General features: G+C 74.2%; 18 protein-coding genes. 6 read left to right on the top strand and 12 right to left on the bottom strand.

Translation table 11 applies throughout. The annotated features are described in order from the left end of the window. The 4 genes from VGL20_03805 to VGL20_03790 all read right to left on the bottom strand — a co-directional run. On the bottom strand, positions 1-194 hold a 194-nt coding region (locus VGL20_03805), incomplete at its 3' end, for a hypothetical protein (protein ID HEY2702795.1). 213 nt (positions 195-407) lie between these two features. Further along, entirely contained in the window at positions 408-1337 is a 930-nt protein-coding gene (locus tag VGL20_03800) for an IS481 family transposase (protein ID HEY2702794.1), read from the bottom strand. 91 nt (positions 1338-1428) lie between these two features. Next, positions 1429-2169 carry a hypothetical protein gene (locus VGL20_03795; GenBank protein HEY2702793.1) on the bottom strand — a complete coding sequence of 247 codons (741 nt, stop codon included), beginning with the start codon at positions 2167-2169 and terminating at the stop codon, positions 1429-1431. Positions 2170-2251: 82 nt separating this feature from the next. Then, positions 2252-2545 (bottom strand): hypothetical protein, encoded by a 294-nt coding sequence (locus VGL20_03790; GenBank protein ID HEY2702792.1) that lies wholly within the window; start codon positions 2543-2545, stop codon positions 2252-2254. A gap of 163 nt (positions 2546-2708) precedes the next feature. Between VGL20_03790 and VGL20_03785 the strand changes: the two genes are divergently transcribed. Further along, the gene (locus VGL20_03785) at positions 2709-2837 is read left to right on the top strand and encodes a hypothetical protein (GenBank protein ID HEY2702791.1); all 129 of its coding nucleotides are present in this window, start codon (positions 2709-2711) and stop codon (positions 2835-2837) included. A 13-nt stretch (positions 2838-2850) separates the two neighbouring features. On the opposite strand, the gene VGL20_03780 is transcribed toward VGL20_03785, so the two are convergent. Genes VGL20_03780 through VGL20_03770 form a run of 3 tightly spaced genes read right to left on the bottom strand, consistent with a single transcriptional unit; the run spans position 2851 to position 5583 of the window. Next, on the bottom strand, positions 2851-3897 hold the full coding sequence (locus VGL20_03780) for a hypothetical protein (protein ID HEY2702790.1): 1047 nt from the start codon (positions 3895-3897) through the stop codon (positions 2851-2853). Beyond that, positions 3897-4982 (bottom strand): XdhC/CoxI family protein, encoded by a 1086-nt coding sequence (locus VGL20_03775; protein ID HEY2702789.1) that lies wholly within the window; start codon positions 4980-4982, stop codon positions 3897-3899. Before VGL20_03775 ends, VGL20_03780 begins: the two co-directional genes overlap by 1 nt. 4 nt (positions 4983-4986) lie before the next feature. Then, positions 4987-5583: a nucleotidyltransferase family protein gene (locus tag VGL20_03770; GenBank protein ID HEY2702788.1), complete on the bottom strand. Its 597-nt coding sequence runs from the start codon at positions 5581-5583 to the stop codon at positions 4987-4989. A gap of 76 nt (positions 5584-5659) precedes the next feature. Here VGL20_03770 and VGL20_03765 point away from each other — a divergent pair, with 76 nt between their 5' ends. Beyond that, positions 5660-6283, top strand: a complete 624-nt coding sequence (locus VGL20_03765; GenBank protein ID HEY2702787.1) for an SRPBCC family protein — start codon at positions 5660-5662, stop codon at positions 6281-6283. 3 nt (positions 6284-6286) lie between these two features. Here the strand turns inward: VGL20_03765 and VGL20_03760 are convergent, their stop codons facing one another. The 5 genes from VGL20_03760 to VGL20_03740 form a co-directional block, all read right to left on the bottom strand. Further along, on the bottom strand, positions 6287-7468 hold the full coding sequence (locus VGL20_03760; protein HEY2702786.1) for a VWA domain-containing protein: 1182 nt from the start codon (positions 7466-7468) through the stop codon (positions 6287-6289). Then, positions 7452-8348 carry a MoxR family ATPase gene (locus VGL20_03755; protein ID HEY2702785.1) on the bottom strand — a complete coding sequence of 299 codons (897 nt, stop codon included), beginning with the start codon at positions 8346-8348 and terminating at the stop codon, positions 7452-7454. Before VGL20_03755 ends, VGL20_03760 begins: the two co-directional genes overlap by 17 nt. 84 nt (positions 8349-8432) lie before the next feature. Further along, on the bottom strand, positions 8433-9248 hold the full coding sequence (locus tag VGL20_03750; GenBank protein ID HEY2702784.1) for an FAD binding domain-containing protein: 816 nt from the start codon (positions 9246-9248) through the stop codon (positions 8433-8435). Further along, positions 9245-11590, bottom strand: coding sequence for a molybdopterin cofactor-binding domain-containing protein (locus tag VGL20_03745; GenBank protein ID HEY2702783.1), 2346 nt, complete (start codon positions 11588-11590; stop codon positions 9245-9247). The genes VGL20_03750 and VGL20_03745 overlap by 4 nt, the downstream gene beginning before the upstream one ends. 3 nt (positions 11591-11593) lie before the next feature. Further along, positions 11594-12109, bottom strand: coding sequence for a (2Fe-2S)-binding protein (locus tag VGL20_03740; GenBank protein ID HEY2702782.1), 516 nt, complete (start codon positions 12107-12109; stop codon positions 11594-11596). A 173-nt stretch (positions 12110-12282) separates the two neighbouring features. Between VGL20_03740 and mftE the strand changes: the two genes are divergently transcribed. The 4 genes from mftE to VGL20_03720 all read left to right on the top strand — a co-directional run bounded on the left by mftE (position 12283) and on the right by VGL20_03720 (position 16326). Beyond that, complete coding sequence (gene mftE, locus VGL20_03735) at positions 12283-12981, top strand: mycofactocin biosynthesis peptidyl-dipeptidase MftE (protein ID HEY2702781.1); 699 nt, start codon at positions 12283-12285, stop codon at positions 12979-12981. Further along, a complete protein-coding gene (gene mftF / locus VGL20_03730) occupies positions 12969-14381 on the top strand; it encodes a mycofactocin biosynthesis glycosyltransferase MftF (GenBank protein ID HEY2702780.1) in 1413 nt (470 codons plus the stop codon). Before mftE ends, mftF begins: the two co-directional genes overlap by 13 nt. Before the next feature lie 141 nt (positions 14382-14522). After that, positions 14523-15710, top strand: a complete 1188-nt coding sequence (locus tag VGL20_03725) for a histidine kinase (GenBank protein HEY2702779.1) — start codon at positions 14523-14525, stop codon at positions 15708-15710. Beyond that, positions 15694-16326, top strand: a complete 633-nt coding sequence (locus VGL20_03720; GenBank protein HEY2702778.1) for a response regulator transcription factor — start codon at positions 15694-15696, stop codon at positions 16324-16326. The genes VGL20_03725 and VGL20_03720 overlap by 17 nt, the downstream gene beginning before the upstream one ends. Positions 16327-16532 lie beyond the last annotated feature (206 nt).

Below are 16532 nucleotides of genomic sequence, written 5' to 3'. Positions count from 1 at the left end.
AACCCCAGGTTCGCCATCACCCAGTCGGCGCAGCTGCGCACTCCCGCCCGGCGCCACTCCCCGCCGTCCGCGAATGCACAGACCAGTTCCGCCATCCGCGCCGAATCGGCATGCATCCGCACCGAGAGATCGTGCATCTCACACTCGGGCGCCAGGCTGGAAGGCTCGGAGTGACTGTCGGGCATTGCGCTCATCACAAAGCAATGATAGCAAACAGACGTTCGTATGGCAAGCAAACGCCCGCCCCGCGCAAACCGCCAGCACTGCAAACGCAAAGCCGCCGTATTCCCCTCCCCCCTGGCCAGACCCAAATACGCGCAGCGCAACGCCAAACCCAAACCGCCCGAAATCCGCGCCGAGCAAGGGCGGAGACCCCTAGGTGAAGTCTTCCGCGAGGTTGGTGACACTCACGCGGCCCTGAGCTGACCCAGGCGCCGAGCTGGAGGGAGCCCACCGAGGGCTCGGTGAGGCCGGTGCTGGTTGTACCAGTCGACCCAGCCCTGCAGCCGCGCCTGGCGCTCGGCGCCGGTGCTGAAGACCTCGAGGTAGAGGCACTCAGAGAGCGCGGAGCGGATCCAGCGCTCGGCCTTGCCGTTGGTTTGTGGGCGGTATGGGCGGGTGAAGCGGTGGCGCAGCCCGGCCGCTCGGCACACTCGTCGCCACGCCTTGGACCGGTAGGGGGAGCCGTTGTCGGTGAGCAGCCTGTCGACGGTGATGCCTCGCTCGCGGAACCAGCGCACCGCGCGGACGAGGAAGAGGGCAGCCGTGCGCCCGCGCTCGTCCTCCAGGACCTCGCAGTAGACCAGGCGCGTGGCGTCGTCGACCGCCACGTGGAGAACCTCCCAGCCCACGCCACGGGAGCGTGTCCGTCGGTCGCCGTGGGCGCGGTGTCCCGGGCCACCAACGATCCTGCCGAGCTTCTTGGTGTCGATGTGGACCATGTCCCCGGCCTGGGCGTACTCGTAGCGGACCACCTCTGGCCGCACCGGCTTGGCCGCCACCAAGCCGCGCCGCACGATCACTCGCCAGACCGTGGTGCGCGCGATGCCGCTCAGGGCGGCGATCCGATCGGGCCCCCAGCCGAGAGCTCGGCGCATGAGCACCACCTGCTCCTCCTGCCCGCGCGAGAGCACCTGCGGCGACCGCCGAGGACGGCTGCTGCGGTCGACCAGGCCGTGCCGGCCGTCAGCCCGCCATCGCGGCAGCCACCGGTAATACCAGCGGCGCGATACCTGGAAGGCCAGGCAGGCGGCGGAGACGGTCATCCCCGCCTCCACCGCCTTGAAGACCTTGGCTCGACCCCGTGGGGTCAGGTGGGCGTTCGCGTGAGAATGCATCCGGGAGCCCCTTCGGCAGGTGGGTCGGTAGCACTCTCACCTTGCTTGAAGTGGGCTCCTTCCGTGTCACCAACGTCCCGGGGGCTTACACCTAGGCCGCCCCCCCACCCGCAGCGCTACGAGAAGTGCGCCGCCGCGAAGCCCCCCGCCCCTGCAACACCAACCGGGGCACCTTCGCCGGCGGCCGCCCCGGCACCCAATGCTCATCCACCGCCACCTCGATCCGAGCCGAGGCGTCCCTCGCCAGCGCCCGCACCGCGATGGGCACCCGGCCCAGCACCGCCCGCCCCCCGAGGAACGTGCACCGCACCCGCCCCCCGGTGAACAGCACCACCGCGGTCCCCGCAGCACAATGCACCACCAGCGTCGCGTCGGCGGCGATCTCCCCGAGATAGTCGATCAGCCCGTCCAGGTCGGCGAACCGCCCCAGCAGCCCGCTCACCAACGTCGACCCCGCCAGCATCTCGGTGGCCGCCTCGGCACGATCCGACTCCAGCCCCACCACCGTCACCCGCCCATCGCCGAACGAGGAGCGCCGGTCCAGGCAGCGCAGCGCCCCCCGGAGATCGCTGACCGCCCCCAGCGGGTCGTCGTCGTACCGGGCGGCCACGATCCGGCCGGCGACGAGCAGCACCAGGGCGCCGTAGTCGGGGCCGTGGACGCGCACATACCCGGTCAGCCCATCGTCCGAGACCGTCCGCAGCAGCCGGGTGACGTCGATGAACGACGTGGGGCCCGTGTACATCGTCGGCCCCACGAGCACCACGTCGAGCGCTCCGCCCACCATCCCGTCGGTGATCGGCACCGGTCCCACCGCCCTCTCTGGCCCCATCCTCGTCCTCCCGGTCAGAGGGCAGGATACGCCAGACGCGCCACCTGAGCCAGTCGCACCTACGCGCCAAGCCCGGCCGACCCTAGAGGAGCCGCTCCTGGGCGATGCTCTCGCCCTGCCTGCGGCGCCGCCGGGGCGCCACGGCCGCCTCCTCGGGGGCCCCGTCCGAGGCAGGATGCTCGACGAGCGCGACCACCCGGGTCTGCATGAACCGCCCGGTCCGGACCGGCTTCCCGGTGCGGGTGACCTCGGCGACCTCGACGACGCCGCGGACCGTGCTCACCTCGACCTTCCGGCCGGCGCGGGTGGCGTCGATCTCGTACGTCCGCACCCCGTCGCCGGTGTCGATCACCACCTCGACCCGGTCGCCTTTCATGGATCGATCCTACCCACCCGTCACACCTCCCGTGTGGTGTCACCGCGGGGTGAGGCCGGCCTCACCACGCCGGGTGTGAACTGTCCGTGGCCGGGGGCTTCTGCGACCCGGGGACCGCCCCCCAGAATGACCCGCATTCCCATCGACGGCGGAGGTGGACGGCATGAGCGCGACAACGACACGGAAGCGGTGGCTGGCCACCGTGCGCAGCAGCGCCGCGCTGCTCGCCCTGGCTGCGCTGATGGTGCTCCTCACCGGCCTCGGCGCAGTGGTCCTCCAGCGGGCCGGCTAGAGAGCCGCAGGCCCTACTCCTCCGCCGCGGAGGTCTCCGAGTAGCTGGGGAACCGCCACGACATCTGCGGCGCCAGCAGGCCGCCGTGGCCGAGCCCGGCGAGGTACCCGGGGTCGAGCTCCTCGCCGGCGAAGAGGCGGGTGAGCAGCAGGTCGAGGGCGGTGCGGCGGCTGAACATCCCGCAGGAGGCGACGCCGATCACCGGCCGTCCCTCGAGGGTGGCGATCCAGTAGCTGCTGCCGGGGTGCACCGGCAGGCCGCGCCGCACCTCCACCGCCCCGGCGTCGAGCGCCGCCTGCCAGGTGACGTCGAGCGGGTCGGTGGAGGCCACTCCCACGGCGAGCACGATGTCGGCGCCCTGGACCGCCCCGAGGAGGGCGTCGCGGGTGGCGGCGCGGTCGCCGGCCGCGTAGACGACCTCACCGGCGCGGCCGCCGAACCAGGCCACCTTGGCCCGCAGCGAGGTCTCGAAGCGCGCCCTCGAGGTGGCGTCGAGCCGCTCGCGCACCACCGCGGCCACGGTGAGGGGGAGGAAGCGGCGCACCGTCATCACCCGCCCGGCGTGCACCCCCGCGGCGGCCTGCCGCTCGGCGCCGGCGAGCACCCCCTCGGCGACCCCGAGCGGGGTGATCTTCACTCCGGCGACGGCGCGGCCGGCGTCGATGGGGATGCCGTCGGGGAGGGCGAACACGGTGACGTCGACGATGGCGTTCATCGCGTCCAGCGCCGCCGCGTCGACCCGGAGCAGGCCGCGGTGCTCGGCGGAGAGTCGCACCTGCGACTCCACCGGGCGGCCGGCGCGCACCCCCTCGCCGGCGACGGCGACGGCGAGGCGCACCGCGGCGGTGTCCTCGTCGACGTCGCCGGGGTCGAGCCAGAGGAGGTGCAGCTCGTCCTCGCCGGAGGCCTCGAGGGCGAGGGCATCGGCGCGCTCCAGCCGGTGCCCCTTCAGCCGCACCGGCCGGCCGTCGCTGCCGAGCACGTCGCGGCAGAGGATGGCGCCCACCCAGCGCGAGGGGGCCTGGGCCACCTCGGCGGTGCTGAGCAGCTCGAGACGCATCAGCGGCCTCCCGCCGCCGCCGCCGGGGTGACGGCCGCGAGCGAGCCGCCGCGCCGGCCACGGCGCACCGCGACCACCTCGGCGAGGATGGCGAGCGCGATCTCCTCCGGGGTGCGGGCGCCGATGTCGAGCCCCACCGGGCTGTGCACCCGGGCGATGTCGGCGTCGGTGAACCCCGACTCGCGCAGCCGCGCCACCCGCTTGCCGTGGGTGGTGCGGCTGCCGATGGCGCCGATGTAGCCGACCGGGCTGCGCAGCAGGCAGTCGAGGGTGGGCTCGTCGAACTTGGCGTCGTGGCTGAGGCAGACGGCGGCGTCGCGGGGGCCGAGGCCCAGCCCGGGGAGGGCGTCGTCGGGCCAGCGCGCGATCAGCTCGTCCGCCTCCCCCAGCCGCTCCTCGGTGAGGAACGCGGTGCGTGGGTCGATGACCACGACCCGGTACCCGAGCGCCGTGGCGAGCCCCACCAGGGCGATGCCGATGTGGACGGCGCCGACCACCGCGAGCACCGGGGCGGGGACGTGGGGCTCGACGTACACCGGCACGCCGTCGACCTCCTCGACGCCCGGCTGCCCGCTGTCCAGCCGGCCCGCGGCGGCGCCGGCGGCGGCGGCGTCGAGGGCGGCGGTGCCGAGGCTGCCGGCGAGCCCCCCCTCCTCGCCGACCACCGCGGTGCTCCCCGCGTGGTCGCCCTCGAGGACGGTGAGCACCGCCGCCGCCCGCCTGGCCTCCAGCGCGGCGCGCAGCGCCGCCTGCGCCGGGTCGGCGGCGTCCCACCGCAGGGTGTGGAGGAGGACGTCGACGCTGCCGCCGCAGGCGAGCCCCACCTCCCAGCCGAGCTCGTCGCTGATGCCGTAGTGGAGCACCCGGGGCCGGGCTCGTCCCTCCAGGGTCGCGAGCGCCTCCTCCACAACCGCACCCTCGAGGCAGCCACCGCTCACCGAGCCGGCCATGCGGCCGTCGCGGCTCACCGCCATCCGCGCCCCCACCGGCCGGGGGGTCGAGCCGGTGGTCCGCACCACCGTCGCGATCGCCACCTCGGGGTCGGCGGCGGCCCACTCGTCCAGGGTCGTCAGCAGCTCGCGCATGTCTCTATCGAACCTCGGAGACCGGCTCGCCGATCAGGCGCCGGTAGTCGTCGGGGGTGTCGACGTCGATCGCCGCGCCGTCGACGGACAGGGTAGCGACCATGCCCGGAGCGGCGCGCAGCAGCGCACGCAGCCCGCTGTCGCCGCGGGCGCCGAGCAGCTGCGGCCAGAGCCGCCGGTCGGCGACCACCGGCGGCTGGAGCACGCCCCCGGAGCTGACCGCCGCCGCGGGCAGACCGCTGCGCCGGTGGTGCTCGAGCACCGCGTCGACCAGCGCCGGGCCGACCCGGGGCTGGTCGCCGAGGAGGATGGCGACCCGCTCGACCTCGGGGCCGAGCGCGGCCACCCCGGTGCGCAGCGATGCGCCCATGCCCTCGGCGTGATCGGCGGCGATCACCACCCGCACCCCCCGGGTGTCGAGGGCGGCGCCGATGCTCCCCGCCTCGGCGCCGAGCACGAGGACGACCTCGTCGAGGCGGGCGCCTCGGGCGGCGGCGAGCACGGTCCCCAGCAGCGTGGTCCCGCCCAGCGGCAGCAGCTGCTTCGGACGTCCCATCCGTCGCGACGCCCCGGCGGCGAGCACCACTCCTGCGGTCCGCATCCCCCCAATGATGCGCGGCGGCGGCGGCGGCGGTCGAGCACAATGCAGGCGGAACCCGCAGCCTAGGGGAGCCAGAGTGCACATCCAGAACACCTTCGCCGTCGACGCCCCCGCCGACCGCGTGTTCGACTTCCTGCTCGACGTGAACAGCGTGCTCGGCTGCGTGCCCGGCGCCGAGCTGTCCCAGATCGTCGACGCCGACACCTTCCACGGGCGGGTGCGGGTACGGGTGGGCGCGGTCAGCGTCGCCTACCAGGGCACCGGCCACGTGGTCTCCCGCGACGACCCCGCCCGCACCGCCGTCCTCGAGGCCGAGGGGCGTGAGGCCGGCGGCGCGGGCTCCGCCCGGGCGGTGATCACCGTGACCGTCGGCGAGCGTGACGGGGGCGCCGAGGTGACGATGGTCACCGACCTCACCGTGGTCGGCAGGGCGGCCCTGTTCGGCCACGGCATGGTCGAGGAGGTCTCGCGCAGCCTGCTCGGGCAGATGGCCGCCTGCATCGGCGCCCGCCTCACCGAGCCGCCGCTGTCGCTGCCCACGACGATCCTCTCCACCCTGCCCGACGAGCCCCCGCCCGGCCCGGTCGACCGGGCCCTCTCGATCGCCCGCGACCGGCCCCTGGCGCTGGCCTCGGCGGGGGGCGCGGCCGCCGCCGCCCTGGTGGTGGCGGTGCTGCTGAGGATGCGCGCCCGCCCCTGACGGTCAGCGCTTCAGGCGGCGCCGGGGCAGGTCGGCGAGGCGGCGGCCCAGCTCGTCGAGGGCGTCGACGTTGTGGGCGGCGAGGAAGTCGTCGCAGTGGGGCAGCGCCGCGACCATCCCGCGAGCCTCGGGCGCGTAGACATCGGAGCCGAGCAGCGGGTTGAGCCAGATCAGCCGGTGGCAGCTGCGCGACAGCCGTGCCATCTCCTTGCCGAGGACGGCGACGTCGCCGCGGTCCCAGCCGTCGCTGATGATCAGCACCACCGCACCGTGGCCCAGCACCCGGCGGGCGTAGCGCCGGTTGAAGCTGCGCAGCGACTCGCCGATGCGGGTGCCGCCGCCGATGTCGTGCACCTGCTCGGCGGTGTCGGTGAGGGCGTCGTCGATGTCGCGGCGGCGAAGCAGGTGGGTGATGCGGCTCAGCCGGGTGGAGAACACGAAGGTGTCGACGCGCTCCCGGCGGGCGATGGCGTGGGCGAAGATGAGCAGGGCCCGGGAGTAGCGCTCCATCGAGCCGCTGACGTCGCAGAGGATGACCAGCGGCCGGCGCCGGATCCGCCGGCGGGCCCGCTCCAGGGCGACCGCGTCGCCGCCGCTGCGGGCGGCGCGGCGCAGGGTGCGGCGCATCTCGACCGGTCCCCGGCGACCCGGCTGCCAGCGCCGGGTGCGCCGCTCCGCCAGCCGCCAGGGCGCCTGCCGCAGCAGCCGGCGCACCTGCTGGGTCTCCTCCCAGGTCAGGTCGCCGAAGTCGCGGGAGCGGAGCAGCTCCTCGGCGCTGTACCCGGAGCTGCTCGCCACCCGCGGGGTGGTCTCCTGCTCGCGGGGGATCTGCGACTCGGGCAGCCCCAGCCGCGCCAGCCAGGCGCGCGCCTTCTCGGGATCGATCGGCAGGGGACGGCTGCGCATCGGGATCGCCCCCGCCCCGATCGAGGTCTCCGGGCGCGCCCAGAAGAGGTCGAAGGCGGCGTCGAAGACGTTGATCTCCTCGCGCCGGCAGACGTACACGGCCCGCAGCGCGTCGCGCATCTGGTCGAGGTCGCCGACGTCGACCACGCCGAGCGCGGCCACGCCGTCGATGGTGCGGTCGGGCCCGACCCGCAGGCCGGCGTCGCGGAGCAGCTCGCCGAAGCCGGCCAGCCGCACCACCAGGTCGCCCCGGCGCTCCGGGTCAGGCGGAGCGATCACGCATCAGGTCGGGGATGGCCTGGCGCACCGTCTCCAGGTCCTCCTGGTACTTCACCGCCGCGCCCATCGTCGACTCCACCGCCTCGGCGTCGGACCCGTCGGAGCCGATGGCCGCCAGCGAACGCGCCCAGTCGACGGTCTCGGCGACCCCGGGGAGCTTGTACAGGTCCATGCCGCGCATCCCCTGCACCAGCCCCGCCACCCGGCGGGCGAGCCGCTCGGAGACCTCGGGCGCGCGTGCCCGGACGATGGCCACCTCGCGCTCCAGCTCGGGGTAGTCGATCCAGTGGTAGAGGCAGCGCCGCTTCAGCGCGTCGTGGACCTCGCGGGTGCGGTTGCCGGTGAGCACCACCAGGGGAGGCCGCTCCGCGCGCACCGTGCCCAGCTCGGGAATGCTGATCGCGAAATCGGCGAGCAGCTCGAGCAGGAAGGCCTCGAACTCCTCGTCGGAGCGGTCGATCTCGTCGATGAGCAGCACCGGCGGCACGCTGTCGGTGTTGTCGATGGCGTCGAGGAGGGGGCGGCGGAGCAGGTACTCGTCGCTGAAGAGGTCGCGCTCGGCGGTGGCGCGGCCGTCCTCCGAAGCGGCGGAGTCGAGCAGCCGGATGTGGAGCAGCTGGCGCGCGTAGTTCCACTCGTAGGCGGCGTGGGCGAGGTCGATGCCCTCGTAGCACTGCAGCCGGATCAGCCGGGCGCCGAGCAGCCGGGCCATCGCCCGGGCCAGCTCGGTCTTGCCCACCCCCGCCTCGCCCTCGAGGAAGAGCGGCTTGCGGAGGCGGAGCGCCACCAGGATTGCGGTCGCCAGCCGGCGGTCGCAGAGATACGCCTGCTCGGCGAGCCGCGACACCACCTCGTCGACGCTGGTGGGGATGGACGGCATGGAGGGGGGGTCGCCCCCGGGAGGGGCTGGCAGCGTGGTCGACACGCCCCCAGACTACCCTCCCGGGGGTCGATGGGGTCTTGATCAGCCGCCGGCCGTGGCGGTGTCCAGGGCGCGCCGGGTGATGACCGCGGCGAGCGCCCGCTTGTACTCGGCGGTGGCACGGCCGTCGCCGATCGGATCGATGGCGGCGCCGCACGCGGCCGCGGCGTCGGCGTGCGACGCCCCCTGGGTGAGGGCCTCCTCCACCCCGGTTCCCCGCCGCGGGGTGTTGGCCAGGTTCACGTACCCGATCCGCCAGCCCGACTCGGTCTGCTGCACGGCAACCCCGGCGATCGCCCAGTCGAAGAGGCGGCGGCGGAACTTGATGTAGGCGTGGGCGCCGGTCGAGACCGGGAAGCGCACCTCGGTGACCACCTCGTCGGGCTCGAGCGCGGTGGTGAACACGTCCTTGTAGAAGTCGGCGGCACGGTGGGTGCGCCGGTTGGTGACGATCTCCGCGTCGAGCATCAGCGCCAGCGCGTTGTAGTCGCCGGCGGCGTCACCGTGGGCGATCACGCCGCCGACCGTGCCCAGGTTGCGCACCTGGTTGTCGCCGACGTCGGTGGCGATGTCGGCGAGCAGCGGCAGCGCGGAGCGCACCACCTCGCTCGCCGGGATGTCGACGTGGCGGACCAGGGCGCCGACCACCAGGGTGCCGTTCTCGCGGCGGATGCCGTCGAGGCCGGTGATCCGGCCGATGTCGACGAGCGCCGCCGGCTGCGCCAGCCGCAGCCGCATCAGCGGGATCAGGCTCTGGCCGCCGGCCAGCACCTTGGCGTCCTCGCCGTAGTTGCGGAGGTGCTCCGACGCCTCGTCCACGGAGGTGGCGGTTGCGTATTCGAAGGCTGCCGGGATCACGCGCGCGCCTCCTGGATGAGCGACCAGATCCGATCGGGCCGGGCCGGCATCTCCACGTGCTTGATGCCGAACGGGGAGAGGGCGTCGACCACGGCGTTGATCACCGCCGCGCTGGCCGCGATCGTGCCCGCCTCGCCGATGCCCTTGACCCCGAGCTCGTTGGTCGGGCTGGGGGTGACGGTGCGGTCGAGCTCGTAGCGGGGCATCTCCGCCATCGTCGGCACCAGGTAGTCGAGCAGGGTGCCGGTGAGAAGCTGCCCGCTCTCCTCGTCGTAGACGACCTCCTCGAAGAGCGCCTGGGCGATGCCCTGGGCGATGCCCCCGTGGAGCTGCCCGTCGACGATCATCGGGTTGATGACGTTGCCGCAGTCGTCGACCGCGATGTAGCGCTGGAGGTCGACGCCGCCGGTCTCCGGGTCGACCTCGACCACGCAGATGTGGCAGCCGAACGGCCAGACGAAGTTCGGTGGATCGAAGTAGGTGACCGCCTCCAGCCCCTGCTCCATTCCCTCGGGAAGCCCGGCGCCGTAGGAGGCGAAGGCGAGCTCGCCGAGCACCTTGGCGTTGTCGGGGCTGCCCTTGACGTAGAAGCGGCCCTGGTCGAAGACCACGTCCTCCTCGGCCGCCTCGAAGATGTGGGCGGCCAGCCGCCTCGCCTTCTCGACCACCTTCTGGCACGACTTGAGGATGGAGATGCCGCCCACCGCGAGGCTGCGCGAGCCGTAGGTGCCGTAGCCGAACGGGCTCTCCCCGGTGTCGCCGTGCTTGATGTCGATCGACTCGTAGGGCACTCCGAGGCTGTCGCTGACGATCTGGGAGAAGGTGGTCTCGTGACCCTGCCCGTGGCTGTGGGTGCCGGTGCTCACCGTCACCGAGCCGGTGGGGTGCACCCGCACCGTGGACGACTCGACCAGGGCCACGCCCGCCGCCGGCGCGGTCGCCGAGCTGGGGCCGAGGCCGCAGATCTCCACCCAGGTGGAGAGCCCGATGCCGAGGTAGCGGCCCTGCTCGCGCAGCTCTGCCTGGCGCTTGCGCAGCTCGTCGTAGCCGACCATCTCGAGGGCGCGGTCGAGGGTGCCCTGGTAGTTCCCGGAGTCGTAGACGAGCCCGAAGTTGTTGGGATGGGGGAAGTCCTCGGGCTGGATGAAATTCTTCCGCCGCACCTCGACCGGGTCGAGGCCCAGCTCACCGGCGACGAGGTCGACGATCCGCTCCACCAGGTGGGTGGCCTCGGGACGGCCGGCGCCGCGATAGGGGTCGGTGGACACCCGGTTGGTGAGGATGCCGAGGCTGCGCCCGTGCACCGCCTTGAAGGTGTAGCAGCCGCCGCCGAGGAGGATGGCGCAGGTCTGGAAGGAGCCGAAGACGCCGACGTACGCACCGGCGTCGAGCAGCTGGGTGATCCGCAGGCCGAGCAGGGTGCCGTCGCGCCTGGCGCCGACCTCGAGGTCGTAGATCTGGCCGCGGCCGTGGGTGGTCGCCTGCAGCCCCTCGCTGCGGGTCTCGATCCACTTCACCGGCAGGCCCACCAGCTTGGAGGCGGCGCAGGCCAGGTACTCCTCGGGGTAGGGCCGCAGCTTGGCGCCGAAGCCGCCGCCGACGTCGTTCGACACCACCCGCATCTGGGCCTCGGTGAGGCCGAGCGTGCCGCTGATGAAGAGGCGCAGGAAGTGGGGTACCTGGGTCGACGTCCACAGCGTCAGCCGGTTGCTGAAGGGCACCCACTCGGCGACGCAGCCGCGGCCCTCCATCGCCAGGGGGAAGAGCCGCTGCTGGGTGATGCGCAGCGACAGCGTCACCTCCGCCTCGGCCATCGCCGCCTCGATGTCGCCGCCCGGGAAGATCGCCTCCCAGGCGATGTTGTCGGGCGCCCCGGTGTGCGCCGTCGGGCTGCCCGGCTCGATCGCCTTGTCGAGGTCGATGACCGCAGGGAGCGGGTCGTAGTCGATGCTCACCAGCTGGGCGGCGTCGTCGGCGAGGTAGCGGTCGTCGGCGAGCACCACGGCGACGGGCTCACCCTGGTACACCGCCTCGCCGTCGGCGATCGGGTACTGGTTGGGCACCTGCTTCTTGTCGGGCACGAAGGCCGGGGCCGCGGGGATGCCCCCGGTCAGCACCGCCTGGAAGTCCTTCGCGATGTACACCGCCCGGACCCCCGGCGAGGCCAGCGCCTCGGCGGTGTCGATGGAGACGATCCGCGCGTGCGGGTAGGGGCTGCGCACCACCGACATGTGGAGCATGCCGGGCAGCTTCATGTCGTCGATGTAGTTGCCGTGGCCGGTGATCAGCCGCGGGTCCTCGCGCCGCTGGATGTGCGCGCCGATCATCTGGGTGACTGCCATCGCCTAGCTCCCCACGGTGGCGGGCTGGGCCGACACCGGCGCGGTCTCGGTCGCCGCCATCCGCCGGCTCGCCGAGCGCACCGCCTTGAGGATGTTCTCGTAGCCGGTGCAGCGGCAGAGGTTGCCCTCGAGCCCCTTCCTGATCTCGTCGTCGCTGGGCGAGGGATTCCCCTCGAGCAGGTGGGCGGCGGCCATGATGAAGCCCGGGGTGCAGTAGCCGCACTGCAGACCGTGCTCGTCCCAGAACGCCTGCTGCAGCGGGTGGAGCTCGGTCCCGCTGGCCAGCCCCTCGATGGTGGTGATCGAGCGGCCCTCGGCCTGGACCGCGAAGACGCTGCAGGACTTCACCGCCCTTCCGTCCACGAGCACGGTGCACGCGCCGCACTGGCTGGTGTCGCAGCCGACGTGCGTCCCGGTCAGGCCGGCGACCTCGCGCAGGTAGTGCACCAGGAGGAGGCGCGGCTCCACCGCGTCCTCGCGCCGGACGCCGTTGACCGTCATCGCGATGCTGTGTCTCATCAGCCTCCTCCGAAAAACCCCACACCGGGCCTTGCGTGGTTGAAAGGTCACAATGTGACCTGTGAGCGCGGAGTTGCGCAGCGCCCCACACAGTCGCCGCGGCCGTCCATGCTACTCACCACTGCGATCCGCGGTAAACGGTCATGAACGTCGGACTTGGCATGATGCCCGGGATGGGACCGTCACACGGCGCCGAGCTCGCCCCGCTCACCTGGCAGCAGGCGGGGACGCGGGCGTCGGGCGCGCCGCTGCTCGCGGTGCCGCTGGGCTCGACCGAGCAGCACGGGCCGCACCTGCCCCTCGACACCGACACCCGCATCGCCACCGCGCTCGCCGCCGGTCTGGCGCGGCGCCGCGACGACGTGCTCGTCGCCCCCGCCCTCCCCTACGGTGCCAGCGGCGAGCACGCCGGGTTCCCCGGCACCCTGTCGCTGGGGACGGCGGCGCTGGAGGCGGTGCTCGTCGAGCTGGTGCGCTCCGCCTCCGACCTCTGCCGCGGCACCGTCCTGGTGTGCGGGCACGGCGGCAACCGCGAGGCGGTCGACGGGGCGGTGCTGCGGCTCCGCGCCGAGGGCCGGCGGGTGCTGGGGTGGATGGCCTCGGTGCCCGGCGGCGACGCCCACGCCGGGCGCACCGAGACGTCGCTGATGCTCGCGCTCCGGCCTGCGCTGGTGCGCCGGTCGCGTGCGCTGCCCGGCGACCCGCGGCCGCTCGCCGAGCTGATGCCCCGGCTGCGGGCGGTCGGGGTCGCCGGGGTCTCGGCCAACGGCGTGCTCGGCGACCCGTCCGGCGCCGGCGCCGCCGAGGGTGAGCGGCTGCTCGCCGCCCTGCTCGACGACCTGGTCCGGTCGGTGGCGCGGTGGGACCGGTGAGCGGCGCCGCGGGGCTCCCCGCGGGCTTCGGTGTCGCCCTCGACCCGCGGCTGCGCCGCCTCGAGGGCGGTCGGGTGCTGATCGGCGGCAGCCCGCCGCGGCTGCTGCGGCTCTCCGAGTCCGGCGCCCGCGCCGTCGACCGCCTCGCCGCCGGCGCCGCCGTGGCCGCGGGCGGGGGGACGGCCCGGCTGGCCCGCCACCTCGTCGACGCGGGGATGGCCCATCCGCGGCCCCCCCGGCGACCCGGCGGCGGCGCCGGCGTGGCCGTGGTCATCCCCGTCCGCGACCGCCCGGTGGGGCTGGCCCGGGCGCTCGCCGGGGTCGGTCCGGTGGCCGAGCTGGTGGTGGTGGACGACGGCTCGGTGGACGCCGCGGCCGCCGCCCGCGCCGCCGCCGCCGCCGGCGCGCTGCTGCTCCGCAACCCCCGGTCGCTGGGCCCGGCCGCCGCCCGCAACCGCGGCCTGCGCGCCACCACCGCGCCGCTGGTCGCCTTCGTCGACTCCGACTGCGAGCTCGCGCCCGGCTGGCTCGACGGCCTCCTCCCCCACCTCGACGACCCCGCCGTCGGCCTGGTGGCGCCCCGCGTCGCCGCCCCCGACCCGGCCCCCGGCGAGGGCCGGCTGGCAGGCTACGAGCGGGTGCGCTCGCCCCTCGACATGGGGCCCCTCGAGGCGGCGGTGGCGGAGGGCACGGCGGTGCCGTACGTGCCCGCCGCGGTGCTGCTGGTGCGGCGCGAGGCGGCGCGGGCGCTGGGCGGGTTCGACGAGGCGATGCGGGTCGGCGAGGACGTCGACTTCGTCTGGCGGCTGGCGGCGGCGGGCTGGGTGGCGCGCTACGACCCCGCGGTGCGCGCCCTCCACCAGCCCCGCGCCCGCGCCGCCGGCTGGCTGCGGCAGCGGGCCGCCTACGGCACCTCGGCCGCGGCCCTCGCCCGCCGCCATCCCGGGCGCCTCGCCGCGGTGCGCCTCTCCCCCGCCGCCGCGCTGGGCTGGGGGCTGCTGGTGCTCGGGCGGCCGCTGCCCGCGGCGGCGCTGGCAGCGCTGGGGACGGCCCGGCTGGGGCGCCGGCTGCGACCCCTCGACCACCCCTGGGGGGAGGCGTCACGGCTGACCATGGCCGGCCACCGCACCACCGCCCGGGTCCTCGCCGAGCAGCTGGTGCGCGCCTGGTGGCCGGCGGCGCTGGCCGCGGCGCTGCTGATGCCGCGGACCCGCCGCCCCCTCGCCGCCGTGGCGCTGCTGCCCCCGCTGGCGGAGTGGTGGCGGCAGCGGCCGCCCCTCGACCCCGTGAGCTATGGTGCGCTGCGTCTCGCCGACGCCGCCGCCTACGGCGCCGGGGTCTGGGCAGGCTGCGTCAGGGAGCGCACTCTCAGCCCACTGCTGCCGCGTCTGGAGCGTTGAGCCGGACTGGCCGCATCGGCCTGTGGAAAACCGCCGTTCACTCCCCGTCCGCCCCCCGGTGAAAGATCCATCGGCGTCACTTGTCTATTCCGAACGAGACGTGTCACTCCGGTGACCCGGCGAGACGGATGAGAGGCAAGGATGAGGCGAAGCCCGGAAGAGGCGGCGGTCTCGGCCCTGGAGGATCTGCGAGCCCTCCACCTAGCCACCCGGCGGCTGTGCGGGCTGCTCGACAGTTCGGTGCTGGCGGCGCGCGCGGCCCAGGAGGCTCACAACCTCGCGGGCACCGACTTCACCTCCCTCGCGGTGACCGAGAACGCCAGCCTGCTGGCGATGCGCGGCACCTGCCAGGCCAACAGCAAACCCATCCGCACCCTCAAGGTGCCCGCCGGGAAGGGGCTGGGCGGGCGCGTCCTGCTGGAGCGCCGGCCGATCACCGTCGCCGACTACCAGAACGACGACACCATCTCCCACCACTTCAACCCGGTGGTGGCGGCCGAGGGGCTGCGCGGCCTGGCCTGCGTGCCCATCGACGACGGCGAGGACGTGATCGGCGTCCTGTACGCCGGCATCCGCCGGGTGGGCACGATCGGCGACCGCGCCCAGACCAACATGCTCGAATTCGCCCGCACCGTCGGGCCGCTGATCACCGCCGCCCGCCACGCCGAGCAGCAGACCCGGCTGCGGGTCAGCGCCGAGCGCCAGCGCATCGGCCGCGAGCTCCACGACTCGCTGGGCCCGCTGCTCTTCGGAATCGGCATCTCCGCCCGGAAGGCGCGGGAGCGCGTGGCCGAGGACGTCCCCGACCTCATCGCCGACCTCGACGACATCCAGAGCCAGGCGTCGAGCGCCTCCTCGCAGCTGCGTGAGGCGCTCCGCGACCTCGCCCCCGCCTCCGCGGAGTGCGCGTTCTCGTCGGTGCTCCAGATGCAGGTCGAGCCCTTCAGCCAGCGCAGCGGCATCCCCGTCTCGCTGGTGGTGCTGGGCTCGCCGCGCACCCTCAGCCCGACGGTGCAGGGGGTGCTGCTCTCCAGCGTCCGGGAGGGGCTCTACAACATCGAGCGCCACGCCGGCGCCGCCTCGGTGGCGATCACCGTGAAGTACGACGCCGAGCACGTCACCCTGGTGGTCCAGGACGACGGGCGCGGCCTGCCCCGCCGCTTCGAGCTCGAGGTCGCGCCCGACCACGGCCGCGGCTGGGGCCTCCCCGCCATCCTCGGTCGCGCCCAGGCCCTGGGCGGTGACGTGTCGCTCTTCAACAATGACGACGGCGGCGCCACGCTGCGGGTCTGCATCCCCACCGGACGGGGTGATGGCGACCCGTACTAGGGTCCTGCTGGTCGACGACCACCCCATCGTCATCTCCGGGATCCGGCGCCTGCTCGCCCACGCGCCCGACTTCGAGGTGGTGGGCCAGGCCTCCACCGCCCGCGACGCGGTCGAGACCGCGATCGCCACCGCACCCGACCTGATCCTCCTCGACCTCCGGCTCCCGGACGTCCGTTCCGCCGATCTCTGCCGCCGGATCCGGGCCACGGTGCCGTCGGCGCAGGTGGTGATCTTCACCGCGTTCGTCGAGGGCGCCCTGCTCCGCTCCTGCCTCTCCGCGGGCGTCTCCGGGGTGCTCCTCAAGGACGCCCACGAGCTCGACCTGGTCAGCGACCTCCGCCGCATCCGGTCCGGCCGGGTGGTGATCGACGACCGGGTCCAGGCCACCGCCGCCGGGTCGCCGACCGACCCCCACATCTTCGACGCCACCCTGACCCAGCGCGAGCACGAGGTCCTCCGGCTGCTCGCCGAGGGCATGTCGGGCAAGGAGATGGCCACCGCCCTCGGCCTGGCCCCGAACACGGTGCGGAGCTATTGCCAGTCGCTCCTCTCCAAGCTCCAGTCGACCAGCCGCATCCAGGCCCTGGCCAACGCGAGGTCCCGCGGCCTCCTCTGAGCAGCCCGGGGAGGTCCTCTCCAGGGAAAGAACTCGGAGCTGAAACAACCGGCAGGGCACGGCTGTCTTATCTGGTGGGACGCGCGGCCGCCACCCCCTGTGACGGCCAAGCGTGCGGCGCCGGCCGGCTGCAATCTGCTGGCGCCAGGCACCCCGCTCCGCTGCAAACTGGAGCGGCGACCGGCACACGTGCCGCGCGTCCCAAA

This window comes from Candidatus Dormiibacterota bacterium, assembly GCA_036495095.1.
Classification (GTDB): Bacteria; Chloroflexota; Dormibacteria; order Aeolococcales; family Aeolococcaceae; genus CF-96.
The sequence above is the reverse complement of the archived record's forward strand: the minus strand, read 5'-3'. Positions and strand labels throughout refer to the sequence as shown.

What these genes read in the sequence shown, in the direction of transcription:
- VGL20_03800 (HEY2702794.1), bottom strand. Translation starts at nt 1,337, where the DNA reads ATGCATTCTCACGCGAACGCCCACCTGACCCCACGGGGTCGAGCCAAG.
- VGL20_03780 (HEY2702790.1), bottom strand. Translation starts at nt 3,897, where the DNA reads ATGCGTCTCGAGCTGCTCAGCACCGCCGAGGTGGCCCAGGCCCCCTCG.
- mftE (HEY2702781.1), top strand. Translation starts at nt 12,283, where the DNA reads ATGGGACCGTCACACGGCGCCGAGCTCGCCCCGCTCACCTGGCAGCAG.
- VGL20_03745 (HEY2702783.1), bottom strand. Translation starts at nt 11,590, where the DNA reads ATGGCAGTCACCCAGATGATCGGCGCGCACATCCAGCGGCGCGAGGAC.
- VGL20_03755 (HEY2702785.1), bottom strand. Translation starts at nt 8,348, where the DNA reads ATGCCGTCCATCCCCACCAGCGTCGACGAGGTGGTGTCGCGGCTCGCC.
- VGL20_03725 (HEY2702779.1), top strand. Translation starts at nt 14,523, where the DNA reads ATGAGGCGAAGCCCGGAAGAGGCGGCGGTCTCGGCCCTGGAGGATCTG.
- VGL20_03740 (HEY2702782.1), bottom strand. Translation starts at nt 12,109, where the DNA reads ATGAGACACAGCATCGCGATGACGGTCAACGGCGTCCGGCGCGAGGAC.
- VGL20_03790 (HEY2702792.1), bottom strand. Translation starts at nt 2,545, where the DNA reads ATGAAAGGCGACCGGGTCGAGGTGGTGATCGACACCGGCGACGGGGTG.
- VGL20_03770 (HEY2702788.1), bottom strand. Translation starts at nt 5,583, where the DNA reads ATGCGGACCGCAGGAGTGGTGCTCGCCGCCGGGGCGTCGCGACGGATG.
- VGL20_03720 (HEY2702778.1), top strand. Translation starts at nt 15,694, where the DNA reads ATGGCGACCCGTACTAGGGTCCTGCTGGTCGACGACCACCCCATCGTC.
- VGL20_03785 (HEY2702791.1), top strand. Translation starts at nt 2,709, where the DNA reads ATGAGCGCGACAACGACACGGAAGCGGTGGCTGGCCACCGTGCGCAGC.
- VGL20_03795 (HEY2702793.1), bottom strand. Translation starts at nt 2,169, where the DNA reads ATGGGGCCAGAGAGGGCGGTGGGACCGGTGCCGATCACCGACGGGATG.
- VGL20_03775 (HEY2702789.1), bottom strand. Translation starts at nt 4,982, where the DNA reads ATGCGCGAGCTGCTGACGACCCTGGACGAGTGGGCCGCCGCCGACCCC.